The following is a 21,593-nucleotide window of genomic DNA, read 5'->3' as shown; positions in this document are numbered from 1 at the left end:
ACTCATTGAATCTCAAGGAGTTTTCCGTTTCGACTGCGCCGGAAGTGGGGCGAATTATAGAGACTCAGAATCTGCCGTCAACCCTTAATTTCGCTTTTCTTTCAATAACTTGCAGACAGGTCAAAAAACATCCAACTCCCTCTATATAGAAGAAGGATTCAGTATCCCTTCTATATGGAGAGAACCATCAGAGCACTCCATCCTCTTTCATCGCAGCCACTGCTCCAGCCCCAAGACCCAGCACCCGCTGCAAAACCTCCAACGTATGCTCGCCCAACAAAGGAGGCGCATGGCGATACTCGACAGGCGTGCGTGACAACCGGATCGGGCTGGCCACCTGCGGCACCATCCCCGCCAGCGCGTGAGGCAGCTCAATCGCCAACCCGCGAGACTTCACCTGTGGATCCTCAAACACCTGTGACAGATCATTGATCGGTCCACACGGTACACCCGCCTGCTCAAGCTGAGCCACCCACTCGGCAGTAGTCTTGAAAACCGTCGCCTGACGAATCAGCGGAATCAGCACCGCACGGTTCGCCACCCGCAACTTATTAGTCGCGAAACGCGGATCGTCCGCCCACTGCGGCTGCCCGGCCACTTCGGCGAATTTGCGGAACTGCCCGTCATTGCCCACGGTAAGAATGAAGTCGCCATCGGCCGTAGGAAAATCCTGATACGGCACGATGTTCGGATGCGCATTACCCAGCCGCTTTGGCGCAGTGCCCGTCGTCAGGTAGTTCATCGCCTGGTTGGCCAGGCACGCCACCTGAACATCCAGCAGCGCCATATCGATGTGCTGACCGCTACCATCGTGATCACGGTGGGCCAGCGCCGCCAGAATCGCCACGGTCGAATACAGCCCCGTCAGGATATCCGTGAGCGCCACACCCACCTTCACCGGCCCCGCACCCTCATCACCTTCAGGCCGCCCGGTCAGACTCATCAGCCCGCCGAGACCCTGGATCATGAAGTCATAACCCGCGCGCTTGGCATACGGTCCGGTTTGACCAAAACCGGTGATCGAGCAATAAATCAGATCAGGATTGATCGCCTTCAACGACTCGTAATCCAGGCCATAGGCCGCCAGACCACCCACCTTGAAGTTCTCGATCAGGATGTCGGACTTGGCTGCCAGCTCCCGAACCAGCTTCTGACCTTCGGGACGCGTGAAGTCGATCGTCACCGATTGTTTGTTGCGGTTGGCCGACAGGTAATAAGCCGCCTCGCTGGTGTTCTCGCCGTAAGCGTCCTTCAGGAAGGGCGGCCCCCAGGCGCGAGTGTCGTCACCATTACCCGGGCGCTCGACCTTGATCACTTCCGCCCCAAGGTCGGCAAGAATTTGCCCGGCCCATGGGCCGGCCAGCACTCGCGATAAATCCAGTACCCGTAGATGCGACAGCGCGCCCATGGTCGCTCTCCTGTTAATAGAACGCCTGCAGGCCGGTCTGCGCACGACCGAGGATCAGCGCGTGAACGTCGTGAGTACCTTCATAGGTATTCACCACTTCCAGGTTGACCAGGTGACGGGCCACCCCGAACTCATCAGAGATCCCGTTGCCGCCCAACATGTCACGCGCCATGCGGGCGATCTCGAGAGACTTGCCGCAAGAGTTGCGCTTCATGATCGAAGTGATTTCAACCGCAGCAGTGCCCTCATCCTTCATGCGACCCAGACGCAGACAGCCTTGCAGCGCCAGAGTGATCTCGGTCTGCATGTCAGCCAGCTTCTTCTGGATCAACTGAGTGGCAGCCAACGGACGACCGAACTGCTGACGATCCAGGGTGTACTGGCGAGCGGTGTGCCAGCAGAACTCGGCAGCACCCAGCGCCCCCCAGGAGATGCCATAACGTGCGGAGTTGAGGCAGGTGAACGGACCTTTCAGTCCACGCACATCCGGGAAGATGTTCTCTTCCGGCACGAACACATTGTCCATGACAATTTCGCCGGTGATCGAAGCCCGCAGGCCGACCTTGCCGTGAATCGCCGGAGCGCTCAGGCCTTTCCAGCCCTTCTCCAGAACGAAACCACGGATGTCGCCGGCATCGTCTTTGGCCCAGACCACGAACACATCGGCGATCGGGCTGTTGGTGATCCACATCTTGGCGCCGGTCAGGCTGTAGCCGCCTTCCACTTTGCGTGCACGCGTAATCATCGCGCCCGGGTCAGAACCGTGGTTCGGTTCGGTCAGACCGAAGCAGCCGATCCACTCCCCGGAAGCCAGTTTCGGCAGGTACTTCTGTTTCTGTGCTTCGGTACCGAATTCGTTGATCGGCACCATCACCAGCGAAGATTGCACGCTCATCATCGAACGGTAGCCAGAGTCGACACGCTCGACCTCACGGGCAATCAGGCCATAGCTGACGTAGTTGAGGCCGCTGCCACCGTACTGCTCGGGGATGGTCGCGCCCAACAGGCCGACCTCACCCATTTCACGGAAGATCGCCGGATCGGTCTTCTCATGGCGGAAGGCTTCGAGAACGCGCGGCGCGAGGCTCTGCTGGGCGAATTGCTCGGCAGTGTCGCGGATCATGCGTTCTTCTTCAGTCAGCTGTTGATCCAGCAGCAGGGGATCGATCCAGTTGAAGCTAGCTTTGCCGCCCATGAGTGAGTCCTCGCAAATCGGGTGAATTAACGTGGCATTGATCCTAGGCCCGCTTCGCCATCCCGGCAAACGAGGTTTTTGCATCCTGTTGTGCTAATTTCTCACTCCGAAACGTCGCGAAACGCCGATTAAGCAATGTATTAGTGAGGTTGACGTACATGCGCCGCAAGATACCCAGCACCACCGCCCTGATCAGCTTCGAAGCCGCCGCCCGACACGAGAGCTTTACCAAGGCCGCCGAAGAGCTTTCCCTCACACAGGGCGCCATTTGTCGACAGATCGCCAGCCTCGAGGACTTCCTCAGCGTCGAACTGTTCCGACGCTCGCGTCGCGGAGTGAAGCTGACCGAAGCGGGGCTTTCCTACAGCCGCCGTGTAGCGACTCAGCTAGATGCCGTTGAGCGCGACACCCTGTCGGTGATGGGTCAGCAAGGCACCAATGTGATCGAGCTCGCCGTGGTGCCCACCTTCGGCACGCAATGGCTGCTGCCAAGACTGAAGGACTTCCAGCTCAAGCATCCGGAGGTGACAGTCAACCTGACCAACCGCACGCGCCCGTTCCTGTTTGCCGACACCGATTTCGACGCGGCGATCTACTTCGGCGACGCCGACTGGTCCGGTACCGAATCCCACAGGTTGATGGGCGAGAATCCGATGCCGGTGTGCAGTCCTGCCCTGCTCGGCAACAAGACGCATCTGACACCCGATGAGATCGCCGATCTGCCGCTGCTCCAGCAAACCACCCGCCCGTACGCCTGGCGACAGTGGTTCAACTCGCAACACCTGAACATTCCCCGCGACATGACAGGTCCGCGCTACGAGCTATTCTCCATGCTGGCCCAGGCCGCCATGCACGACATGGGCATCGCGCTGATCCCACCGTTCCTGATTCAGCGCGAACTGGCCGAGAAACGCCTGGTGATTGCCAACCCGAACGCGCTCTCCAGCATCAAGGCGTATTACCTGATGATTCCGGAGCGAAAGGTCGAATCAGCGTCACTCAAGGCTTTTCGCGACTGGCTGGTGAACCAGGCACACAGCTACAACCCCGAAGAATAAAGGCTTCCAACGATTACTAACCTCGTAGTCAGGAAAATAAAAGCCCTACAGATATAACTATTTGTCGCAAATAGACAGACTGTATCCGAAAGTCGTACAGACGTCCCACAAGCGCCTGCCGACGTGGCTTTGCGCCCTCATTCGCGACTCATTGCGACCTATTCACGTCACCGATGAGAAAATTCTCCAAATTCATCCAGACTCCTTGAAAGGCACGGCCTGCAAGGGATTCAACTGGCCATCTGCGACATTCGGTCACGGGATGACTTGTAGTTAATTTTCCGTCACCCGTCATAATCCCTTGAAGGGCATAAACTTCGCCTGCAAAATGCCGCGCCCCGCCCTGATTTGGCGGGATCGTGCTGATCGGCCGCCCCAGTCGCACCATCCGTAGTGCATGGGTTTACTCAATAAGATCACGCAGGAGATTTGACGTGCACATTGGTGTTCCTCTCGAAACCCAGACCGGTGAAACACGGGTTGCTGCAACCCCGGAAACCATTAAAAAGCTGATCAGCCAAGGTCATAAAGTCACTGTGCAAACCGGCGCCGGCGTTAAAGCCAGCGTTGTCGACAGTGCCTATGAAGCGGCAGGCGCAACCATTGGCAGTGCCAATGACGCGTTTGGCGCCGAGCTGATTCTCAAAGTGGTCGCGCCAAGCGATGCCGAACTGACGCTGATCAAGCGCGGAACGGTGCTGGTGGGCATGCTCAACCCGTTCAACAACGACACCATCGCGAAGATGGCCGAGTGCGGGATTACCGCGTTCGCCCTGGAAGCGGCGCCACGTACCTCCCGGGCCCAGAGCCTCGACGTGCTGTCGTCCCAGGCGAACATTGCCGGCTATAAGGCCGTGCTGCTGGCCGCTCACTACTATCCGCGCTTCATGCCGATGCTGATGACTGCTGCGGGCACCGTGAAAGCGGCGCGCGTGCTGATTCTGGGGGCCGGTGTGGCCGGGTTGCAGGCGATTGCCACGGCGAAACGTCTGGGCGCCGTCATCGAAGCGTCCGACGTACGTCCGGCCGTGAAGGAACAGATCGAATCCCTCGGCGCCAAGTTCGTCGACGTGCCTTACGAGACCGACGAAGAACGCGAATGCGCGGTCGGCGTCGGCGGTTACGCACGCCCGATGCCGGCGAGCTGGATGCAGCGTCAGGCCCAGGCCGTGCACGAGCGCGCCAAGCAGGCTGACATCGTCATCACCACCGCACTGATTCCGGGCCGCAAGGCGCCGACGCTGTTGAGCGCGGACACCGTGGCGCAGATGAAACCCGGCTCGGTGGTTATCGACCTCGCGGCAGCCCAGGGTGGCAACTGCCCGCTGACCGTGGCCGATCAGGTCGTGATCGAGAACGGCGTGACCATCGTCGGCCCGACCAACCTCGCCGGTGAAGTCGCCGCAGACGCCTCGGCGCTGTACGCACGCAACCTGCTGGACTTCCTGAAGCTGGTCTTCACCAAAGAAGGCCAGCTCGAAGTGAACCTCGAAGACGATATCGTCGCCGCGTGCCTGATGTGCCGCGACGGCCAAGTCATCCGCAAAAACGCCTAAGCAGGGATTCAGACGATGGAAGAGCTTATCTCCCCCGGTATCTACAACCTGATCATCTTCGTGCTGGCGATTTATGTCGGTTACCACGTGGTCTGGAACGTTACACCCGCGCTGCATACGCCTTTGATGGCAGTGACCAACGCCATTTCGGCGATCGTGATCGTCGGCGCCATGCTCGCGGCCGCACTGACCGTCACCCCGCTGGGCAAGACCATGGGCACCCTCGCCGTGGCACTGGCCGCGGTCAACGTGTTCGGTGGCTTCCTGGTGACCCGCCGCATGCTTGAGATGTTCAAGAAGAAAGCCCCGAAAGCAAAAGAAGAGGCGCCTAAGTAATGAGCATGAACCTCGTCACGACGCTCTACCTGATCGCGTCGATCTGCTTCATCCAGGCCCTCAAGGGGCTGTCGCACCCGACCACGTCGCGCCGCGGCAACCTGTTCGGCATGCTCGGCATGGCGCTGGCAATCATCACCACTGTCGGCCTCATCTATAAGCTGGGCGCTGAGCTGGCGACCGCAGGCATCGGTTATGTAATTGTCGGCCTGCTGATCGGCGGCACCGCCGGTTCGATCATGGCCAAGCGCGTGGAAATGACCAAGATGCCGGAACTGGTTGCGTTCATGCACAGCATGATCGGCCTGGCAGCGGTGTTCATCGCCATTGCGGCCGTGGTCGAGCCGCAGTCGCTGGGCATCGTCAAGCAACTGGGCGACTCGATCCCGGCGGGTAACCGTCTGGAGCTGTTCCTCGGCGCAGCCATCGGTGCAATCACCTTCTCCGGTTCGGTGATCGCTTTCGGCAAGCTGTCGGGCAAGTACAAGTTCCGCCTGTTCCAGGGCGCACCGGTACAGTTCAGCGGTCAGCACAAGCTGAACGCAGTACTGGGTCTGGCGACGCTGATCCTCGGCGTCACCTTCATGCTGACCGGCAACCTCGCCGCGTTCGCACTGATGCTGGCCCTGGCGTTCGTCATGGGCGTGCTGATCATCATCCCGATCGGCGGCGCCGACATGCCGGTGGTGGTGTCGATGCTCAACAGCTATTCCGGCTGGGCAGCGGCGGGGATCGGCTTCTCGCTGAACAACTCGATGCTGATCATTGCAGGCTCGCTGGTGGGTTCGAGCGGTGCGATCCTCTCGTACATCATGTGCAAGGCGATGAACCGTTCCTTCTTTAATGTACTGCTCGGCGGTTTCGGCAATACAACAGATGCCGGCCCTGCCGGTGAGAAGGAAGCCCGTCCGGTGAAATCCGGTTCGGCTGACGACGCGACTTTCCTACTGACCAACGCCGACACTGTGATCATTGTTCCTGGTTACGGCTTGGCGGTGGCTCGCGCACAGCACGCCTTGAAAGAGCTGACCGAGAAGCTGACCCACCATGGCGTGACCGTGAAGTACGCGATCCACCCGGTGGCCGGTCGGATGCCCGGACACATGAACGTACTGCTGGCCGAGGCCGAAGTGCCGTACGACCAGGTGTTCGAGATGGAAGACATCAACTCCGAGTTCGGCCAGGCCGACGTGGTGCTGGTGCTGGGCGCCAACGACGTGGTCAACCCGGCCGCCAAGAACGATCCGAAATCGCCGATTGCCGGCATGCCGATCCTCGAAGCGTTCAAGGCCAAGACCATCATCGTCAACAAGCGCTCGATGGCCAGCGGCTATGCCGGTCTGGACAACGAACTGTTCTACCTGGACAAGACCATGATGGTGTTCGGCGACGCGAAGAAAGTCATCGAAGACATGGTCAAAGCGGTCGAGTAACCCTCGCCGGCAACACCGAACGCCCCGACTTGTCGGGGCGTTTTTGTTTGCGCAAACCGTCGGACAATTTGCCGCGTTGTTGCAGATCCAGTAACGGTGTTTTACTTGAAACCCGCTAAATAGACGCCTCGTTTGCGACCTTGGTAGCGGGACAGGCGCTCGCGAAATTCACTAGACTGCGCATCCTGCTACTCGCTGCCCGAGAAAATAATCCATGTACCGTGACCGTATTCGCCTGCCTTCGTTGTTGGATAAAGTGATGAGCGCCGCCGACGCCGCTGCGCTGATTGAGGACGGCATGACCGTCGGCATGAGCGGCTTCACCCGCGCTGGCGAAGCCAAGGCCGTGCCCCATGCGCTGGCCGAGCGAGCCAAGGTCACGCCGCTGAAGATCAGCCTGATGACCGGCGCCAGCCTGGGCAACGACCTCGACAAGCAACTGACCGAGGCCGGCGTGCTGTCGCGGCGCATGCCGTTCCAGGTCGACAGCACCTTGCGCAAGGCGATCAACGCCGGCGAAGTGATGTTCATCGACCAGCACCTCTCGGAAACCGTCGAACAACTGCGCAACCAGCAGCTGAAGCTGCCGGACATCGCCGTGATCGAAGCCGTGGCCATCACCGAACAGGGCCATATCGTGCCGACCACTTCGGTGGGCAACTCGGCGAGCTTCGCGATCTTCGCCAAACACGTGATCGTCGAGATCAACCTGGCGCACAACGCCAACCTCGAAGGTCTGCATGACATCTACATTCCGACCTATCGCCCGACCCGCACGCCCATTCCGCTGGTAAAGGTCGACGACCGCATCGGCAGCACTGCGATCCCGATCCCGCCGGAGAAAATCGTCGCCATCGTCATCACCCAACAGTCGGACTCGCCGTCCACCGTGTCATCGCCGGATATCGATACCAAAGCCATCGCCGATCACCTGATCACCTTCCTCAAGCAGGAAGTCGATGCCGGGCGCATGACCAACAAGCTCGGCCCGTTGCAGGCCGGCATCGGCAACATCGCCAACGCGGTGATGTGCGGGCTGATCGATTCGCCGTTCGAAGACTTGACCATGTATTCCGAAGTGCTGCAGGACTCGACCTTTGACCTGATTGATGCGGGCAAGCTGAGCTTCGCCTCGGGCAGCTCGATCACCCTGTCGGAGCGGCGCAACAGCGACGTGTTCGGCAACCTGGAGAAGTACAAGGACAAACTGGTACTGCGCCCGCAAGAGATCTCCAACCACCCGGAAGTGGTGCGGCGCCTGGGTATCATCGGCATCAATACCGCCCTTGAGTTCGACATCTATGGCAACGTCAACTCCACCCATGTCTGCGGCACGCGGATGATGAACGGCATCGGCGGCTCGGGCGACTTCGCGCGCAACGCACACCTGGCGGTGTTCGTGACCAAGTCGATCGCCAAGGGTGGCGCGATTTCCAGCGTGGTGCCGATGGTCAGCCACGTCGACCATACCGAACATGACGTCGACATCCTGGTGACCGAGGTGGGCCTGGCCGACCTTCGCGGCCTGGCGCCACGGGAACGCGCCCGGGTCATCATCGATAATTGCGTGCACCCGGATTACCGCCCGGCGCTGAACGATTACTTCGAAAAAGCCTGTGCGATCGGCGGCCACACCCCGCACATCCTGCGTGACGCCCTGAGCTGGCATATCAATCTGGAAGAAACCGGACGCATGCTGGCGGTGTAATCCGCACAGATTTTCCGCTGGCGCAAACACAGTTTCGTCAGCGGAATTTTGAAAACCGCCATAGCCGTCAAAAACTGTACTGCTGTACCGGTCTTTTCCTACGGCTTTTGCCTACTCTAATCATCGAACTGGGTAAAAATGCACCAAATAAGCGCAGACAGGTACAGTTTGCGCAATTTTGACCCGTACACCCCCTATAAACAGTTAACTGGTCACTCACAATACAGGTGAACTGTATCTAGAGAGTCTCGCCAAACGAGAGGATCATGGGCACCAGTTAAACCACTACCTAATCCCGCCACAAGCGGAAGGATGTCAACCATGGAACGTACACTCAGTTCCGAACTGTTCTTCGAAGACAAAGCTGTAAAAACCCAGGCTTCCCTGCCTCTGCGCGTTATCGCCAACCTGATGTTGTGGCAGCGCCGCATCTCCAGCCGCCATCAACTGGCTCGTCTGGATTCGCGTCTGCTGGCCGATGCCGGTATCAGCGAAGCACAACGCTACGAAGAGCTGAGCAAGCCGTTCTGGCGCTAATCAGCGTCGCTGGCTCTGGTCGCTAGACCCACCGCCAGCAACCCGAATTGAACACACAAGACCCGTCGCGGGAAACCGCGACGGGTCTTGTTGTTTCAGGGCAGAAAAATCTGAATATCCAGCCTGAAACACCAGACAGGTACAGTTTTCTAAAAACAGATTAATAACAAGTACAGTTACGCAAAATGTGTTCAGGCCAGCATCCTGACCACTGTGCGAATCCCGAACGGAAGCCTAAGATCCATGCAGAACGTGGCGAATGCTGTGCGACTGGCGTCTGACCTTCAGACACCGAGCCACCTCTCAATACGGTTTATCCACAGGAGTTCTCCCATGTCCCGTCTTCGCCTGTTCAGCGCTGCCGCCCTGCTGGCCGTCGCTGCCAACGCCAGCGCCACCAGCTTCATCGTGACCACCGACGCCGTGGTTGGCGCACTGAAGTCTTCTTCCGATGCCACCTCCGACGTCACCTCTTCCTTCCGTGATGACAAGATCGTGCTCGCTGCTCGTGACGACGCTGCCAGCTTCGTGGCCAGCGAAGGCGAGATCCGTGGCGTGAAACTGGAGAGCGCACTTGATCACATCCGTCATCAGGCTCCGCAACTGAACGCGACCGACGCACAGTTGGCCCAAGCCATCCTGACGATCTAAGCGACAGAAACATCGCGGGGCACGCCGGTCGTGTCCCGATGTTTCGGCGCTGGCTCTAGTCCGGGCATTGCGCTAGCCTTGGGACTCGCCAACAGTTGCCGAGTCCCATGCGTTTTCTTACAAATCTGCTTATCCCCTCTGTACTGATCACCGCCTGCTGGGCTCCTCTGGCAGACGCCTTCGACATGTCCACACAGAACACTGTGGTCAGCGTCTGGGCCACCGGCATGGTGTCTTCCGCGCCGTTCGACCGTAAACTGATCGTCGCCGCGCACGACGATGCCGCAGCGTTCGTTGCCAGTGACGGCCAGATGCGCGGCGCACAGCTCGAATCCGCCCTGCATTACCTGCGCAAGAGTCGGCCAAAACTTCATGTCAGCGACCTTGAACTGGCACAGGCAATTCTCGTCCAATAGTCATCCCTGTCCTTTCGGAGTCGTTCCATGCGTAGCCCGCTGATTGCTGCCGCCCTTGGCCTGCTGTTGTTGGCCGATATGGCCCAGGCACACACCCTGGTAGCCACCAGTAACATCATCGTCCGCGCCTCCCAGCGCACCATCGATTTCACCTCCGACACCACTACGTCGATTCGCGATTCGAAAATCATCCGCGAAGCCCACGACGACGCTGCCAGTTTCGTGGCCAGCGACGGTGATATCCGTGGTGCAAACCTGGAGGCGGCCTTCAATACCTTGCGCACCCGCGTGCCGGAAGCCCGCGACGCCAGTGATCAGGTACTCGCCGAAGCCATCCTCGCACTGTGAGGTCACTCGGCGCCTGGCTGCTGGCCGGGGCGTTGTTGCTGCTTGGCAACAGCGCCCACGCCGGCCTGCAATTGCGGCTCAAGACCGATGGCTTGAGCCCCGCCCAACAACAGGCCAGCCAGGCGTTGCTCGATGAAGCCATGCAGGTATTGCCGCCGAGCTTCATCGAACGCCTGGACCGGCGCATCGATGTCGGCTGGACCGACGACATGCCCGGCAATGCCTATGGTCAAGCGACGCTCGTCTCCGAGCTGGACCTGAACCGCAAACTGCTCGCCAGCCTCACCGATGGCAGCGCGGCCACTCAAAAAACCAATCGTCCCCACGGCACTGTACGCCGGGAACTGCTGGCCACGGTGCTGCACGAAATCACCCACATTTACGATCGCGCGCGCTTGTGGCCGGCGGCCGAACGCACGCTGATCCAGCGCTGTACCCGCCGCAACAACAGCGCCGGGCTGATCGGCATTCCCGATGAGTGCCGCGGCCAGAACGGTCGCCGCTTCACCCTCAGCGATGATCCACGCCTGCTCGATCTCGCCGGCTGGCAGCAATACGTTGGCCGTCGTGGCGAACGTGAACAGCACAACCGGCAGATCGCTCGCAGCCCCGACCTTTACGAAATCTCCAGCCCGAAGGAGTTTGTCGCGGTCAACATGGAGTATTTCCTCCTCGACCCGAGCTACGCCTGCCGCCGCCCGGCGCTGTATCGCTATTACCAGCAGCACTTCGGCTGGGCACCGCCGGCAAAGGATGAATGCGCCAAAACTTTCGCCTTCCTCAATGCCGGCAACGACTTTGCCAAACAGCCCCTGGGCCAGGTCGATCCGGAACGCGTGTACGCGGTGGATTATCTGTTGGCCGAAGCCAACCAGAACTGGGTCAGCCGTTGGGGCCACAGCATGCTGCGTCTGGTGATCTGCGCACCGGGGCGGCCACGCGGGCCGGACTGCCGACTGGATCTGGACCAGCATCTGGTGCTCTCATACCGCGCCTTCGTCGGCGACGTGCAGTTGTCGAGCTGGGACGGGCTGGTCGGCAAGTACCCGTCGCGTCTATTTGTGTTGCCGCTGGCGCAGGTGATCGACGAATACACCAAGACCGAACTGCGCAGCCTCGCTTCGGTCCCGCTGAATCTCTCGCGCAGCGAAATCGAGGGCGTGGTCGAACACGCCGCCGAAATGCACTGGAGCTACGACGGCAATTACTTCTTCCTCTCCAATAACTGTGCGGTCGAAGGCCTGAAACTGCTACGCAGCGGCAGCAACAACGCCCGGCTCACCGGCCTCGACAGCATCATGCCCAACGGTTTGCTGGAAGTGCTGAAGGGCCGAGGCCTGGCTGACACCAGCGTGCTCGATGATCCGAAAGAGGCGTTGCGCCTGGGTTATCGCTTCGACTCGTTCCGTGATCGATATCAGGCGATGTTCGATGTGTTGAAGAAGCAATTGCCGATCAAGCAGACAACCGTTGAAGAATGGCTTTCGCTGTCCGCTGAAGAGCGTCGCCCATGGTTCGAACGGGCTGACCTGCGCACCAGCGCCGCGCTGTTATTGCTGGAGCAGGCCAGTTTCCGCCGCCAACTGTTGCTGGCTCAGGATGAGGTGAAGCAACGCTACCTCGGCGCCCGGGAGCTGGAGAACGGTGGCATGGACAAGGCCAACGCGACCTTGCAGCAGATCCTCGCCAACAGCGGCTTCCTCAGCCGACCGGCAGAACTGCTCGACTCCCGAGGTTATGGCTTGCCGCAACCGAGCGAGTTCAGCAGGCTTGAAGCGGAAAGCAGCCAGCGCCAGAAACAATTGCTGGCACTGACCAGCGATCTCGATAAGGAAGTACGCGCATTGCTCGAGCCCAAACGAGCGGCCGAGATTGCGGCCAGCGAGGCCAACGTAAAGCAGATCGGCGAGCATCTGCGCAAATTGCACAAGGCCTCGGGCGGACTCGAGTTGCCCTGAAAAACAACGGCCCCGAAAACAAAAGACCGCAGCCTGTGAAGGCTGCGGTCTTTTTTATTGCCTGACGATCAGTACAGAACGCCATCCAGCACTTCGTAAACGATCCCGGTGCCCACCGCGATCAGCACGATGTCACCGCCGGCACGACGCCATTCATAACCCGGGTAATACGGCAGGCGACTCAACGCCCGGTTATCCAGCCGCTCGCCGTAATAGCCATGGGGCAGCGGTCGGCCACGTACCAGATGGATGCCTGGAGGGGGCGGCGCACCGCGAACGAAATAGCCATGATTGTCACGGATCACCTGACGCACCGGGCCGAAGTCCCGAGGCGGCGGGCCGCCGCGATGGTTGCTTTGCCAATCATGGTGATCGCCACCGCGATTGTCGTAGTGGCCCTGTTGCGGGCCGCCGTGGTCGTGATCGTCGCGCGGATCGGCGCTGGCCAGCAGCGGCGTCGCGCTGATCATCAGCACGCCCAGACTGGCAATCAGACGTTTCGGCATTTTCATCGGGTCTTTCCTCACTGCACTGACAGCAAAAAGGGGTTCAGAACGTGGCTCTGAACCCCTCGGTCTTGCTCAATTAGTCTGTGCCGCGAGGCCCTAATTCCTCTGTATCAGGAACTTTACCTTCAGCTGACGCGAGCCTTACGCACGCCTTCGGACAGCGCCGAACACAGGCTCAGCACGCCATCGATGGCCTGGTCCGGTGTGGTCGCGCTGGCGATGTGATCGATCAGTGCTGAACCCACCACCACACCATCGGCCAGACGCGCGATGGACGCGGCTTGCTCCGGCGTGCGGATACCAAAACCGATGCTGATCGGCAGGTCGGTATGACGACGCAGACGCACCACCGCTTCCTCGACGTGTTCCAGCGTCGCCGCACCGGCACCGGTCACACCGGCAACCGACACGTAGTAAACGAAGCCGGAGCTGCCGTTCAAGACTTTTGGCAAACGCGCATCATCGGTGGTCGGGGTGGTCAAACGGATGAAGTCGATGCCTGCCGCCTGGGCCGGGTCGCACAGCTCCGAGTTGTGCTCCGGAGGCATGTCGACCACGATCAGGCCGTCCACGCCCGCCTCTTTGGCTTCGGCGATGAAGCGCTCGACGCCGAACTTGTGGATCGGGTTGAAGTAACCCATCAGCACCAGCGGCGTGTCGCTGTTGTCCTGGCGGAACTCGCGAACCATTTGCAGGGTTTTCGTCAGGTTCTGCTTGGCGCCCAAGGCACGGATGTTCGCCAGCTGAATCGCCGGGCCATCGGCCATCGGGTCGGTGAACGGCATGCCCAGTTCGATCACGTCGGCACCGGCTTTCGGCAGGCCTTTGAGGATCGCCAGCGAAGTGTCGTAGTCCGGGTCGCCAGCCGTGACGAAGGTCACCAGGGCGGCGCGGTTCTGTTCCTTGAGTTCGGCAAAGCGGGTTTGCAGGCGGCTCATCAGTGTTTCTCCTGCTTGGATTGCTCTTGTTGAGAGTGTTCCATGTGGTGCATGACGGTCTGCATGTCTTTGTCGCCGCGGCCGGACAGGTTGACCACCATCAGGTGATCCTTCGGCAGCTTCGGTGCGCGTTTGAATACTTCGGCCAGGGCATGGGCGCTTTCCAGTGCCGGGATGATCCCTTCCAGACGGCAGCACTGGTGGAATGCGGCGAGTGCTTCGTCGTCGGTCACCGAGGTGTACTGGACGCGGCCGATGTCATGCAACCACGCGTGCTCAGGGCCGATGCCCGGATAGTCGAGACCGGCGGAAATCGAGTGGGCGTCGATGATCTGACCATCGTCGTCCTGCAGCAGGAAGGTGCGGTTGCCGTGCAGCACACCCGGTACACCGCCGTTGAGGCTGGCCGCGTGCTTGCCGGTCTCGATGCCGTAACCGGCGGCTTCGACACCGATGATTTCAACGCTCTTGTCGTCGAGGAACGGGTGGAACAGGCCCATGGCGTTGGAACCGCCGCCGATGCACGCCACCAGGCTGTCCGGCAGGCGGCCTTCCTGGGCTTGCAGTTGATCGCGGGTTTCCTTGCCGATCACCGCCTGGAAGTCGCGAACCATGGCCGGGTAAGGGTGCGGACCGGCCACGGTGCCGATCAGGTAGAAAGTGCTGTCGACGTTGGTCACCCAGTCACGCAGCGCTTCGTTCATTGCGTCTTTCAGGGTGCCGGTGCCGGCGACCACCGGGATCACCTCGGCGCCCAGCAGCTTCATGCGGAACACGTTGGCCTGTTGGCGTTCGATGTCAGTGGTGCCCATGTAGATCACGCAGTCCAGACCGAAACGCGCAGCCACGGTGGCGGTGGCCACGCCGTGCATGCCGGCGCCGGTCTCGGCGATGATGCGTTTTTTGCCCATGCGCCGCGCCAGCAGGATCTGGCCGATGCAGTTGTTGATCTTGTGCGCGCCGGTGTGGTTCAGCTCTTCGCGCTTGAGGTAGATCTTGGCGCCACCGCAGAACTCGGTCAGGCGCTCGGCGAAATACAGCGGGCTCGGACGTCCGACATAGTCACGCTGGAAGTAGGCCAATTCTTCTTTGAACGCCGGATCTTCCTTGGCTGCTTCGTATTCGCGGGCCAGGTCGAGGATCAACGGCATCAGGGTTTCGGCAACGTAACGGCCGCCGAACGAGCCAAACAGGCCGTTGGCGTCAGGGCCGTTACGCAGATCGGAGGTGTTCGAAGTCTGGGTCATGGTTCGCTCCAGCGGATTTCACGAGAAGACAATGGCGTCCACTCTACCCCTGACCTTCCAGGCTGAAAACCGATAAGATCGCCACAACCTGTCAGGAAAACTCACAGATATCATGAGCCATGACCTTCCCCCGCTGAACGCCCTGCGCGCCTTCGAAGCCACCGCCCGCCTGAACAGTGTCAGCCAGGCTGCGGAGCAACTGCACGTGACTCACGGTGCGGTCAGCCGCCAGCTCAAGGTGCTGGAAGAGCATCTCGGCGTCAGTCTTTTCGTCAAGGACGGTCGTGGCCTGAAACTCACAGATGCCGGCATTCGCCTGCGCGATGCCAGCGGCGAGGCTTTCGACCGTTTGCGCAGCGTTTGCGCCGACCTCACCCAAAGCACCGCGGACGCGCCGTTCGTGCTTGGTTGCTCCGGTAGCTTGCTGGCGCGCTGGTTCATTCCGCGACTGGGAAGGCTGAATGCCGATCTGCCGGATTTGCGTCTGCACCTGTCAGCCGGTGAAGGCGATCTCGACCCGCGTCGCCCGGGGCTGGATGCATTGCTGCTGTTCGCCGAGCCGCCATGGCCGGCAGACATGCAAGTCTATGAGCTGGCCAGCGAGCGCATCGGCCCGGTCATGAGCCCGCTGTTCAGCGGCTACCAGCGCCTGCAATCAGCACCGCCCATCGCCCTGCTCAACGAGCCCTTGCTGCACACGACTTCACGCCCGCAAGCCTGGCCGAGCTGGGCACAGCAAAGCGGCCTCGACGCCAAGGCGTTGAAACTGGGGCAAGGTTTCGAGCACTTGTATTACTTGCTGGAAGCGGCCGTCGCCGGCTTGGGCGTGGCAATCGCGCCAGAGCCGCTGGTGACCGAAGACTTGAAGGCCGGACGCTTGGTCGCGCCGTGGGATTTCAGTGAAACCCCGGCGCAACTGGCGTTGTGGCTACCCAAGCGCGCCGCAGACGGACGCGCCCGGCAACTGGCGCAGTGGCTCAGAAACGAGCTGCGCCAGGCGGATCACTCGCCGCGCTTGAACAGCAGATAAGCGGCCAGAAGACCCAGCGCACCAACCGCAACACCGGCAGTCGTCCACGGGTGTTCCTGTGCGTAATCGCGGGTGGCGATCCCGGTCTCGCGGGTTTTGACTTTGACTTCTTCGTAGGCATCGCTGAGCAGGCTGCGCGAATGTTTCAGCGCACTTTCGGCATTGCTTTTCAGCGCCTTGAGGGTCTTGCGCGACTCGTCAGAAGCGTCGTCCTTCAGGCTTTCCAACGATTTGAGCAGACTCTCGATCTCCGCTTCCATGCTTTGCAACGAGGCTTTGCGTAACGAGGTGTTGGCCATGGTGGCTCTCCTGCATTGGTGATGAGTGGCGTGTGTTGGTTGGGACTTCAGCGTTTCTGGAAAGTGCAGAAAATCTGAACTTCCTCTCGCCAGGATCGCCGAAATCAACACGGCAAATCGCTGCTAGGCTCAATTGCACACTTCAAGGAGAACACCATGAGTGACCATCACACCTACAAGAAAGTCGAGCTGGTCGGTTCGTCCACCACCAGCATCGAAGACGCGATCAACAATGCGTTGGCGGAGGCCAACAAGAGCATCAAGCATCTGGAATGGTTCGAAGTGACCGAAACCCGCGGCCACATCAAGGACGGCAAGGCGGCGCACTTTCAAGTGACCCTGAAAGTCGGGTTCCGGATTGCCAGCAGCTGAGTTTGGTCTACGCTTCTGAACTTGCGCGCTGGCCGAGTGCCATAGGAATGGCAATGCGCTACGAGGTGAGCGCATCGAGCGAATGGCTCGATGCCCGCCTTAATTAATCCGACCAGGGAGTGCGACCGATGAAGAAGTTGATATTGGCAGTAGGTTTGTTGAGCCTTGCGGGTGGTGCGTTTGCTGCCGGCAAGCCTTGTGAAGAACTGAAGGCAGAAATTGCGGCCAAACTCGATGCCAAGGGCGTTTCTAGGTATTCGCTGGAGATCGTCGATAAAGGTGCTGCAGCTGGCGGCAGGGTCGTCGGCAAGTGCGAGGGCGGCGCGAAGGAAATCGTCTACAAGCGCGACTGATCACGCCGGAAAAACAAAAGCCGACGCAATACGTCGGCTTTTTTTTGAACGGCAATCGGGCTCAGCCCTTCATCACCTGCGCCAGCAGCTCGTAGGAGTGCAGGCGGTCGGCGTGTTCGTACAGGTCGCTGGTGAAGATCAGCTCATCAGCCTGGGTCTGTTCGATCAGCACTTCGAGTTTCGCGCGGATTTTCTGCGGACTGCCGACCATCGCCAGACCGAGGAAATCCCCCACCGCCTCACGCTCGTGGGGCAACCACAGGCCGTCCATGGTTTTTACCGGCGGACGCTGCACCAGACTTTGCCCACGCATCAGCGCGAGGATTCGTTGGTACACCGAGGTCGCCAGGTAGTCGGCCTGTTCATCAGTGTCCGCGGCCACCAGCGGCACGCCGAGCATCACGTACGGCTTATCGAGTACCGCTGACGGCTTGAAGTGATTGCGGTAGACGCGAATCGCCTCGTGCATGAAGCGCGGAGCGAAATGCGAGGCGAAGGCGTAGGGCAAACCGCGCTCGCCGGCCAGTTGCGCACTGAACAGGCTGGAGCCGAGCAGCCAGATCGGTACATTGGTGCCGGTGCCCGGCATCGCGATCACGCGCTGATCAGGGGTGCGCGGCCCGAGAAAGCGCGCCAGTTCAGCCACGTCTTCAGGGAAGTCATCGGCGCTGCCGGAGCGCTCGCGGCGCAGGGCACGGGCAGTCATCTGATCGGAACCCGGTGCACGGCCCAGGCCGAGGTCGATCCGACCCGGATAGAGGCTTTCAAGGGTGCCAAACTGCTCGGCGATCACCAGCGGCGCATGGTTGGGCAGCATCACACCGCCAGAGCCGACCCGGATGGTCGACGTGCCGCCGGCCAGATAGCCCAGCAACACCGAGGTGGCGGAACTGGCGATGCCATCCATGTTGTGGTGCTCGGCGACCCAGAACCGGGTGTAGCCGAACTTTTCGACGTGCTGTGCCAGATCCAGCGAGTTGCGCAGCGACTGGGCCGGGCTGCCGTTCTCGCGCACCGGCACCAGGTCGAGGGTGGAAAACTTTACGTCGGACAGTTGCTTCATAAACCTGCATCTCCGATTGAGGGCGCAGGTGTGTTCTTGGCGAACGCAAACCTGCCCAATTCATAAGCGTGTTCTGTGCAATGAGGGCATATACCCGAGTTTCAATAGCCGATCCGAAATTTCCTACTAAAAAAGTCAACGATTTACTTGGGCTGAACTTTGTTCCGGCGTCTATCCTCAGAAGCCTTGCAGGCAAAAACCACGACGGCGCGGCGTTTCGCGCCCGATTTGAAGGAGGCACACATGGCTATCGTGAAGAAGGCATCCGCGCATTGGGAAGGTGAGCTGAAAACCGGCATCGGCTCGATTTCCACCGAAACCGGCGTCCTGCGTGAAGCGCCCTACGGCTTCAAGGCGCGCTTCGAAGGCGGCAAGGGTACCAATCCGGAAGAACTGATCGGCGCTGCCCATGCGGGCTGTTTCTCCATGGCGTTCTCGATGATTCTCGGTGACGCCGGGCTCAAGGCCGACAGCATCGACACCCAGGCCGAGGTCACGCTGGATCAGGTGGACGGCGGCTTTGCAATCACCGCGGTGAAATTGATCCTCAAGGCAAAAATTCCGGGAGCGACCCAGGCGCAGTTCGAGGAGCTGAGCAACAAGGCCAAGGAAGGTTGCCCGGTGTCCAAGGTGCTCAATGCGAAAATCAGCCTCGACGCCTCACTGGTCAGCTGACTGCTTGAGCCGGATCAGAACCCGCCAGGCAAAAATGTGGTCGAATAAGTGACAGCAGCTTTCGCGCATCTTCGTGCGCGCTGCTTCGATGGAGCTTCAACCATGAAACGTTTTGCCTTGGCGGTTATCTGTGGCGTGCTGGCAACGTCGGCCTTCGCAGCGCCCAAAGACTGCGAAGAACTCAAGCAAGAGATTGAAATCAAGATTCAGGCGAATGCCGTGCCCTCCTACACCCTGGAGATAGTCTCCAAAGAGGAGGCTGAGAAACACGACATCGCCATGATCGTCGGCACCTGCGACAACGGCACAAAAAAGGTCATCTATCAGAAGAACGACCGCTGATACGCTTCAGATGATGCAGTAGACTTCGCGATCCTCGGCGACGATTTCCCGCTTGTCGTTATACAGGCGGGCACTCGGGGTGAAGGCCAGAGAACGGCCTTCCAGCCTGTAGCGCTGCCCCGCTTCGAAATGATCGTAGCGGATGGTCAGATAACACAGGCGCTCCACCGGGCCGGTCATCAGGCTGCCACCTCCCCCGAACACTTCAAAATCGAAGCGCACCCGCAACTCGTGGCTGCCGGGCGTTACCTGGAAGAAACGCCCGTCAGTCAGCCGCTGGTTGTCGAGACGCTCGGCCATCAGCAGTTTCCCGCCCGGGGACGGCGTCGAGAACTCGACCCAGGCCATGTTCGAGTCAACGGGGGGCAACGGCGTCTGGCAACCAGCGAGCAGGCCGGCGGCGAGCAACAGCATCAACGTGCGCATGATGAATGTCCGTGAGTTCGGACATCCAGCATAACGCCGATCAGGTTCGCTGGCAGCCTGCCGGCGTGCCCTGGCCCACCACATTGCGTTGTTGATCATAGAGTTTGGCCCACGGGCGGAAACCGATGCTTCCCGCCTGCAACTGATAACGCTGGCCGGCGTTGAAATCCTTGAATTTCACGCTCAACTGACAATCACGCCATAGCGGCTCGGCATCCGGGCCGATGTTGGTCGCCTCGACCGGAAATTGATAACGCACCCTCAGCTCATGGCTGCCGGGCTGCACTTCGAAGTAACGATGATCGACGGAAGCCTTGTTGTCGACTTCCAGCGCCTGCAACGCCGTGTCCTGTTGCCGGGCATCCAGATCGATCCAGGCTTGCGAGGGGTCAGGGGTCGGCATTCCGAATCCGGCACAACCGGCCAGCGTCAGCACGCTTCCTGTCAGTATCAACATGCGCATAGCGGAGCTCCAATGGGCGGGATAGTCTTGGGCAGACTTTCCGGGGGGATTTCTTATTTTGATCAGGCCGCTTCCAAGCCATGGGTTACTTGATCGCGTTTTGCGGATTTTGTTTCCGGGTGTGATGATTTTTTTGCTCAACGGTTGCTCAAGCCTGAGCTATTACGGCCAGCTGGCCAGCGGTCAGCTGCAGCTTTTGCGGGCGCGGGAGCCGGTGGCCAAGGTGATCGCAGACCCGGCTCGCGACGCCAAGCTGCGCACTCACCTGGCCCAATCCCAGAAAGCCCGGGCCTTCGCCAGCGAACACCTGCACCTGCCGGACAACCAAAGCTATCGCCTTTACGCCGATATCGGCCGGCCGTTTGTCGTGTGGAATGTGTTCGCCACCCCGGAGTTTTCCCTGAGCCCGCAGAACCATTGCTTCCCGATTGCCGGTTGCGTGGCCTATCGCGGCTACTACAGCCAGAGCGCGGCGCGGGGCGAAGCTGCGATTCAGCGCCTGCAAGGCATGGACGTGTCGATCGGCGGCGTCGAGGCCTACTCGACCCTCGGCTGGTTCAACGACCCGATCCTCAATTCGATGATGGGCTGGGGCGACGAGCGTCTGGCGACGCTGATCTTCCATGAGCTGGCCCACCAGCGCTTCTATGTGAAAGACGACACCGAGTTCAACGAGTCCTTCGCGACCTTCGTCGAGCAGGAAGGTACGCGGCAGTGGCGAGCATTTCGGGGCTTGCCCCCGGAAAACGACTCGAAGCTCAAGCAGCGGGATCAATTCATTCAGCTGATCCTCGGCACCCGTTCACGCCTCGAAAAACTCTATTCACAACCATTGGCGACAGCGCAGATGCGCGAGCGCAAGGCGGCGGAGTTCGAACGGTTTCGACAGGATTACCGAGCGATGCGCGATGACCAGTGGGCCGGCGACAAACGCTATGACGCCTGGGTCAATGCGCCGTTGAACAATGCACGGTTGTTGCCGTTCGGGCTGTATGACCAGTGGGTGCCGGCGTTTGCGGCGTTGTTCAGGCAGGTCGAAGGGAATTGGGTCAGGTTTTACGCAGAGGTCGAGAAGTTGGGTGGCTTGCCAGTCGTTGAGCGTAAGTCGGCTTTGAAAGTGCTGGCAGGCTCATAAATCTACAGCGGCTTTTTTGGCCCCATCGCGAGCAAGCTCGCTTGTATGTTTAGACTTGAAGGGGTGGGCGGGACTAAAAGCTCGATTCCGACTCTAGCCAGTACGGACCGTGGGAGACTTCTCGTCCCGCCCTTTCT

25 protein-coding genes are annotated in these 21,593 nt (G+C 60.1%); 16 read left to right on the top strand and 9 right to left on the bottom strand.

All coding sequences use genetic code 11. The features are described 5' to 3' along the window. Positions 1-187 precede the first annotated feature (187 nt). Both CAF77_RS28580 and CAF77_RS28575 read right to left on the bottom strand, forming a co-directional pair. Entirely contained in the window at positions 188-1,408 is a 1,221-nt protein-coding gene (locus CAF77_RS28580) for a CaiB/BaiF CoA-transferase family protein (RefSeq protein WP_064379314.1), read from the bottom strand. A 13-nt stretch (positions 1,409-1,421) separates the two neighbouring features. Then, entirely contained in the window at positions 1,422-2,603 is a 1,182-nt protein-coding gene (locus CAF77_RS28575; protein WP_064379316.1) for an acyl-CoA dehydrogenase, read from the bottom strand. Positions 2,604-2,761: 158 nt separating this feature from the next. Between CAF77_RS28575 and CAF77_RS28570 the strand changes: the two genes are divergently transcribed. From CAF77_RS28570 to CAF77_RS28525, 10 genes are all read left to right on the top strand, one after another. Continuing rightward, on the top strand, positions 2,762-3,661 hold the full coding sequence (locus CAF77_RS28570) for a LysR family transcriptional regulator (protein WP_064379318.1): 900 nt from the start codon (positions 2,762-2,764) through the stop codon (positions 3,659-3,661). A gap of 434 nt (positions 3,662-4,095) precedes the next feature. Further along, positions 4,096-5,217 carry a Re/Si-specific NAD(P)(+) transhydrogenase subunit alpha gene (locus tag CAF77_RS28565; protein WP_064379320.1) on the top strand — a complete coding sequence of 374 codons (1,122 nt, stop codon included), beginning with the start codon at positions 4,096-4,098 and terminating at the stop codon, positions 5,215-5,217. A gap of 15 nt (positions 5,218-5,232) precedes the next feature. Continuing rightward, the gene (locus CAF77_RS28560) at positions 5,233-5,553 is read left to right on the top strand and encodes an NAD(P) transhydrogenase subunit alpha (RefSeq protein WP_003220416.1); all 321 of its coding nucleotides are present in this window, start codon (positions 5,233-5,235) and stop codon (positions 5,551-5,553) included. Next, positions 5,553-6,986, top strand: coding sequence for an NAD(P)(+) transhydrogenase (Re/Si-specific) subunit beta (locus CAF77_RS28555; RefSeq protein WP_064379322.1), 1,434 nt, complete (start codon positions 5,553-5,555; stop codon positions 6,984-6,986). Before CAF77_RS28560 ends, CAF77_RS28555 begins: the two co-directional genes overlap by 1 nt. 214 nt (positions 6,987-7,200) lie before the next feature. Further along, positions 7,201-8,694 carry an acetyl-CoA hydrolase/transferase family protein gene (locus CAF77_RS28550; protein ID WP_064379325.1) on the top strand — a complete coding sequence of 498 codons (1,494 nt, stop codon included), beginning with the start codon at positions 7,201-7,203 and terminating at the stop codon, positions 8,692-8,694. Positions 8,695-9,015: 321 nt separating this feature from the next. Continuing rightward, positions 9,016-9,231 carry a DUF1127 domain-containing protein gene (locus CAF77_RS28545; RefSeq protein WP_011331828.1) on the top strand — a complete coding sequence of 72 codons (216 nt, stop codon included), beginning with the start codon at positions 9,016-9,018 and terminating at the stop codon, positions 9,229-9,231. A gap of 333 nt (positions 9,232-9,564) precedes the next feature. Continuing rightward, a complete protein-coding gene (locus CAF77_RS28540) occupies positions 9,565-9,882 on the top strand; it encodes a DUF2388 domain-containing protein (RefSeq protein WP_064379326.1) in 318 nt (105 codons plus the stop codon). Positions 9,883-9,989: 107 nt separating this feature from the next. Continuing rightward, positions 9,990-10,298: a DUF2388 domain-containing protein gene (locus tag CAF77_RS28535; protein ID WP_064379328.1), complete on the top strand. Its 309-nt coding sequence runs from the start codon at positions 9,990-9,992 to the stop codon at positions 10,296-10,298. Positions 10,299-10,325: 27 nt separating this feature from the next. Then, positions 10,326-10,646 (top strand): DUF2388 domain-containing protein, encoded by a 321-nt coding sequence (locus tag CAF77_RS28530; protein WP_007953910.1) that lies wholly within the window; start codon positions 10,326-10,328, stop codon positions 10,644-10,646. Then, a complete protein-coding gene (locus tag CAF77_RS28525) occupies positions 10,643-12,604 on the top strand; it encodes a DUF4105 domain-containing protein (protein ID WP_064379330.1) in 1,962 nt (653 codons plus the stop codon). Before CAF77_RS28530 ends, CAF77_RS28525 begins: the two co-directional genes overlap by 4 nt. Positions 12,605-12,672: 68 nt before the next feature. Here the strand turns inward: CAF77_RS28525 and CAF77_RS28520 are convergent, their stop codons facing one another. From CAF77_RS28520 to trpB, 3 genes are all read right to left on the bottom strand, one after another. Further along, on the bottom strand, positions 12,673-13,116 hold the full coding sequence (locus CAF77_RS28520) for an anti-virulence regulator CigR family protein (protein WP_064379331.1): 444 nt from the start codon (positions 13,114-13,116) through the stop codon (positions 12,673-12,675). A 122-nt stretch (positions 13,117-13,238) separates the two neighbouring features. Continuing rightward, complete coding sequence (gene trpA / locus CAF77_RS28515) at positions 13,239-14,051, bottom strand: tryptophan synthase subunit alpha (protein ID WP_064379334.1); 813 nt, start codon at positions 14,049-14,051, stop codon at positions 13,239-13,241. Beyond that, positions 14,051-15,298 carry a tryptophan synthase subunit beta gene (gene trpB / locus CAF77_RS28510; protein WP_064379337.1) on the bottom strand — a complete coding sequence of 416 codons (1,248 nt, stop codon included), beginning with the start codon at positions 15,296-15,298 and terminating at the stop codon, positions 14,051-14,053. Before trpB ends, trpA begins: the two co-directional genes overlap by 1 nt. A 112-nt stretch (positions 15,299-15,410) precedes the next feature. On the opposite strand from trpB, the gene CAF77_RS28505 reads away from it, so the two are divergent. Beyond that, positions 15,411-16,328 (top strand): LysR family transcriptional regulator, encoded by a 918-nt coding sequence (locus tag CAF77_RS28505; protein ID WP_064379338.1) that lies wholly within the window; start codon positions 15,411-15,413, stop codon positions 16,326-16,328. Here the strand turns inward: CAF77_RS28505 and CAF77_RS28500 are convergent. Further along, the gene (locus tag CAF77_RS28500; RefSeq protein WP_011331820.1) at positions 16,301-16,627 is read right to left on the bottom strand and encodes a YqjD family protein; all 327 of its coding nucleotides are present in this window, start codon (positions 16,625-16,627) and stop codon (positions 16,301-16,303) included. The genes CAF77_RS28505 and CAF77_RS28500 overlap by 28 nt on opposite strands. Positions 16,628-16,783: 156 nt before the next feature. Between CAF77_RS28500 and CAF77_RS28495 the strand changes: the two genes are divergently transcribed. Both CAF77_RS28495 and CAF77_RS28490 read left to right on the top strand, forming a co-directional pair. Next, positions 16,784-16,999: a dodecin gene (locus CAF77_RS28495; RefSeq protein WP_005783406.1), complete on the top strand. Its 216-nt coding sequence runs from the start codon at positions 16,784-16,786 to the stop codon at positions 16,997-16,999. 128 nt (positions 17,000-17,127) lie between these two features. Next, positions 17,128-17,352 (top strand): DUF1161 domain-containing protein, encoded by a 225-nt coding sequence (locus CAF77_RS28490; RefSeq protein ID WP_064379341.1) that lies wholly within the window; start codon positions 17,128-17,130, stop codon positions 17,350-17,352. A gap of 61 nt (positions 17,353-17,413) precedes the next feature. Here CAF77_RS28490 and CAF77_RS28485 read toward each other — a convergent pair whose 3' ends face one another. After that, entirely contained in the window at positions 17,414-18,415 is a 1,002-nt protein-coding gene (locus CAF77_RS28485) for an LLM class flavin-dependent oxidoreductase (protein ID WP_064379343.1), read from the bottom strand. 243 nt (positions 18,416-18,658) lie between these two features. Between CAF77_RS28485 and CAF77_RS28480 the strand changes: the two genes are divergently transcribed. Both CAF77_RS28480 and CAF77_RS28475 read left to right on the top strand, forming a co-directional pair. Continuing rightward, entirely contained in the window at positions 18,659-19,090 is a 432-nt protein-coding gene (locus CAF77_RS28480; RefSeq protein ID WP_085655804.1) for an OsmC family protein, read from the top strand. A 102-nt stretch (positions 19,091-19,192) separates the two neighbouring features. Next, a complete protein-coding gene (locus tag CAF77_RS28475; protein ID WP_064379345.1) occupies positions 19,193-19,432 on the top strand; it encodes a DUF1161 domain-containing protein in 240 nt (79 codons plus the stop codon). Positions 19,433-19,438: 6 nt separating this feature from the next. On the opposite strand, the gene CAF77_RS28470 is transcribed toward CAF77_RS28475, so the two are convergent. Further along, complete coding sequence (locus CAF77_RS28470) at positions 19,439-19,858, bottom strand: hypothetical protein (RefSeq protein WP_064379347.1); 420 nt, start codon at positions 19,856-19,858, stop codon at positions 19,439-19,441. Between the two features lie 40 nt (positions 19,859-19,898). Then, a complete protein-coding gene (locus tag CAF77_RS28465; protein ID WP_011331815.1) occupies positions 19,899-20,321 on the bottom strand; it encodes a hypothetical protein in 423 nt (140 codons plus the stop codon). Between the two features lie 58 nt (positions 20,322-20,379). Between CAF77_RS28465 and CAF77_RS28460 the strand changes: the two genes are divergently transcribed. Further along, entirely contained in the window at positions 20,380-21,456 is a 1,077-nt protein-coding gene (locus CAF77_RS28460; protein WP_064379348.1) for an aminopeptidase, read from the top strand. The last annotated feature ends 137 nt before the right edge of the window (positions 21,457-21,593 follow it).

This window comes from Pseudomonas sp. R15(2017), from assembly GCF_002112685.1.
Taxonomy (GTDB): domain Bacteria; phylum Pseudomonadota; class Gammaproteobacteria; order Pseudomonadales; family Pseudomonadaceae; genus Aquipseudomonas; species Aquipseudomonas glycinae.
This window is presented reverse-complemented; position numbering and strand designations above follow the sequence as displayed.

Bases quoted from the DNA above. Each gene is read 5' to 3' on its own strand.
- CAF77_RS28545 (WP_011331828.1), top strand. From the start codon at position 9,016: ATGGAACGTACACTCAGTTCCGAACTGTTCTTCGAAGACAAAGCTGTA.
- CAF77_RS28540 (WP_064379326.1), top strand. From the start codon at position 9,565: ATGTCCCGTCTTCGCCTGTTCAGCGCTGCCGCCCTGCTGGCCGTCGCT.
- CAF77_RS28575 (WP_064379316.1), bottom strand. From the start codon at position 2,603: ATGGGCGGCAAAGCTAGCTTCAACTGGATCGATCCCCTGCTGCTGGAT.
- CAF77_RS28535 (WP_064379328.1), top strand. From the start codon at position 9,990: ATGCGTTTTCTTACAAATCTGCTTATCCCCTCTGTACTGATCACCGCC.
- CAF77_RS28555 (WP_064379322.1), top strand. From the start codon at position 5,553: ATGAGCATGAACCTCGTCACGACGCTCTACCTGATCGCGTCGATCTGC.
- CAF77_RS28520 (WP_064379331.1), bottom strand. From the start codon at position 13,116: ATGAAAATGCCGAAACGTCTGATTGCCAGTCTGGGCGTGCTGATGATC.
- CAF77_RS28550 (WP_064379325.1), top strand. From the start codon at position 7,201: ATGTACCGTGACCGTATTCGCCTGCCTTCGTTGTTGGATAAAGTGATG.
- trpB (WP_064379337.1), bottom strand. From the start codon at position 15,298: ATGACCCAGACTTCGAACACCTCCGATCTGCGTAACGGCCCTGACGCC.
- CAF77_RS28580 (WP_064379314.1), bottom strand. From the start codon at position 1,408: ATGGGCGCGCTGTCGCATCTACGGGTACTGGATTTATCGCGAGTGCTG.
- CAF77_RS28470 (WP_064379347.1), bottom strand. From the start codon at position 19,858: ATGCGCACGTTGATGCTGTTGCTCGCCGCCGGCCTGCTCGCTGGTTGC.
- CAF77_RS28560 (WP_003220416.1), top strand. From the start codon at position 5,233: ATGGAAGAGCTTATCTCCCCCGGTATCTACAACCTGATCATCTTCGTG.
- CAF77_RS28490 (WP_064379341.1), top strand. From the start codon at position 17,128: ATGAAGAAGTTGATATTGGCAGTAGGTTTGTTGAGCCTTGCGGGTGGT.
- CAF77_RS28480 (WP_085655804.1), top strand. From the start codon at position 18,659: ATGGCTATCGTGAAGAAGGCATCCGCGCATTGGGAAGGTGAGCTGAAA.
- CAF77_RS28485 (WP_064379343.1), bottom strand. From the start codon at position 18,415: ATGAAGCAACTGTCCGACGTAAAGTTTTCCACCCTCGACCTGGTGCCG.
- CAF77_RS28505 (WP_064379338.1), top strand. From the start codon at position 15,411: ATGAGCCATGACCTTCCCCCGCTGAACGCCCTGCGCGCCTTCGAAGCC.
- trpA (WP_064379334.1), bottom strand. From the start codon at position 14,051: ATGAGCCGCCTGCAAACCCGCTTTGCCGAACTCAAGGAACAGAACCGC.
- CAF77_RS28500 (WP_011331820.1), bottom strand. From the start codon at position 16,627: ATGGCCAACACCTCGTTACGCAAAGCCTCGTTGCAAAGCATGGAAGCG.
- CAF77_RS28475 (WP_064379345.1), top strand. From the start codon at position 19,193: ATGAAACGTTTTGCCTTGGCGGTTATCTGTGGCGTGCTGGCAACGTCG.
- CAF77_RS28495 (WP_005783406.1), top strand. From the start codon at position 16,784: ATGAGTGACCATCACACCTACAAGAAAGTCGAGCTGGTCGGTTCGTCC.
- CAF77_RS28570 (WP_064379318.1), top strand. From the start codon at position 2,762: ATGCGCCGCAAGATACCCAGCACCACCGCCCTGATCAGCTTCGAAGCC.
- CAF77_RS28465 (WP_011331815.1), bottom strand. From the start codon at position 20,321: ATGCGCATGTTGATACTGACAGGAAGCGTGCTGACGCTGGCCGGTTGT.
- CAF77_RS28530 (WP_007953910.1), top strand. From the start codon at position 10,326: ATGCGTAGCCCGCTGATTGCTGCCGCCCTTGGCCTGCTGTTGTTGGCC.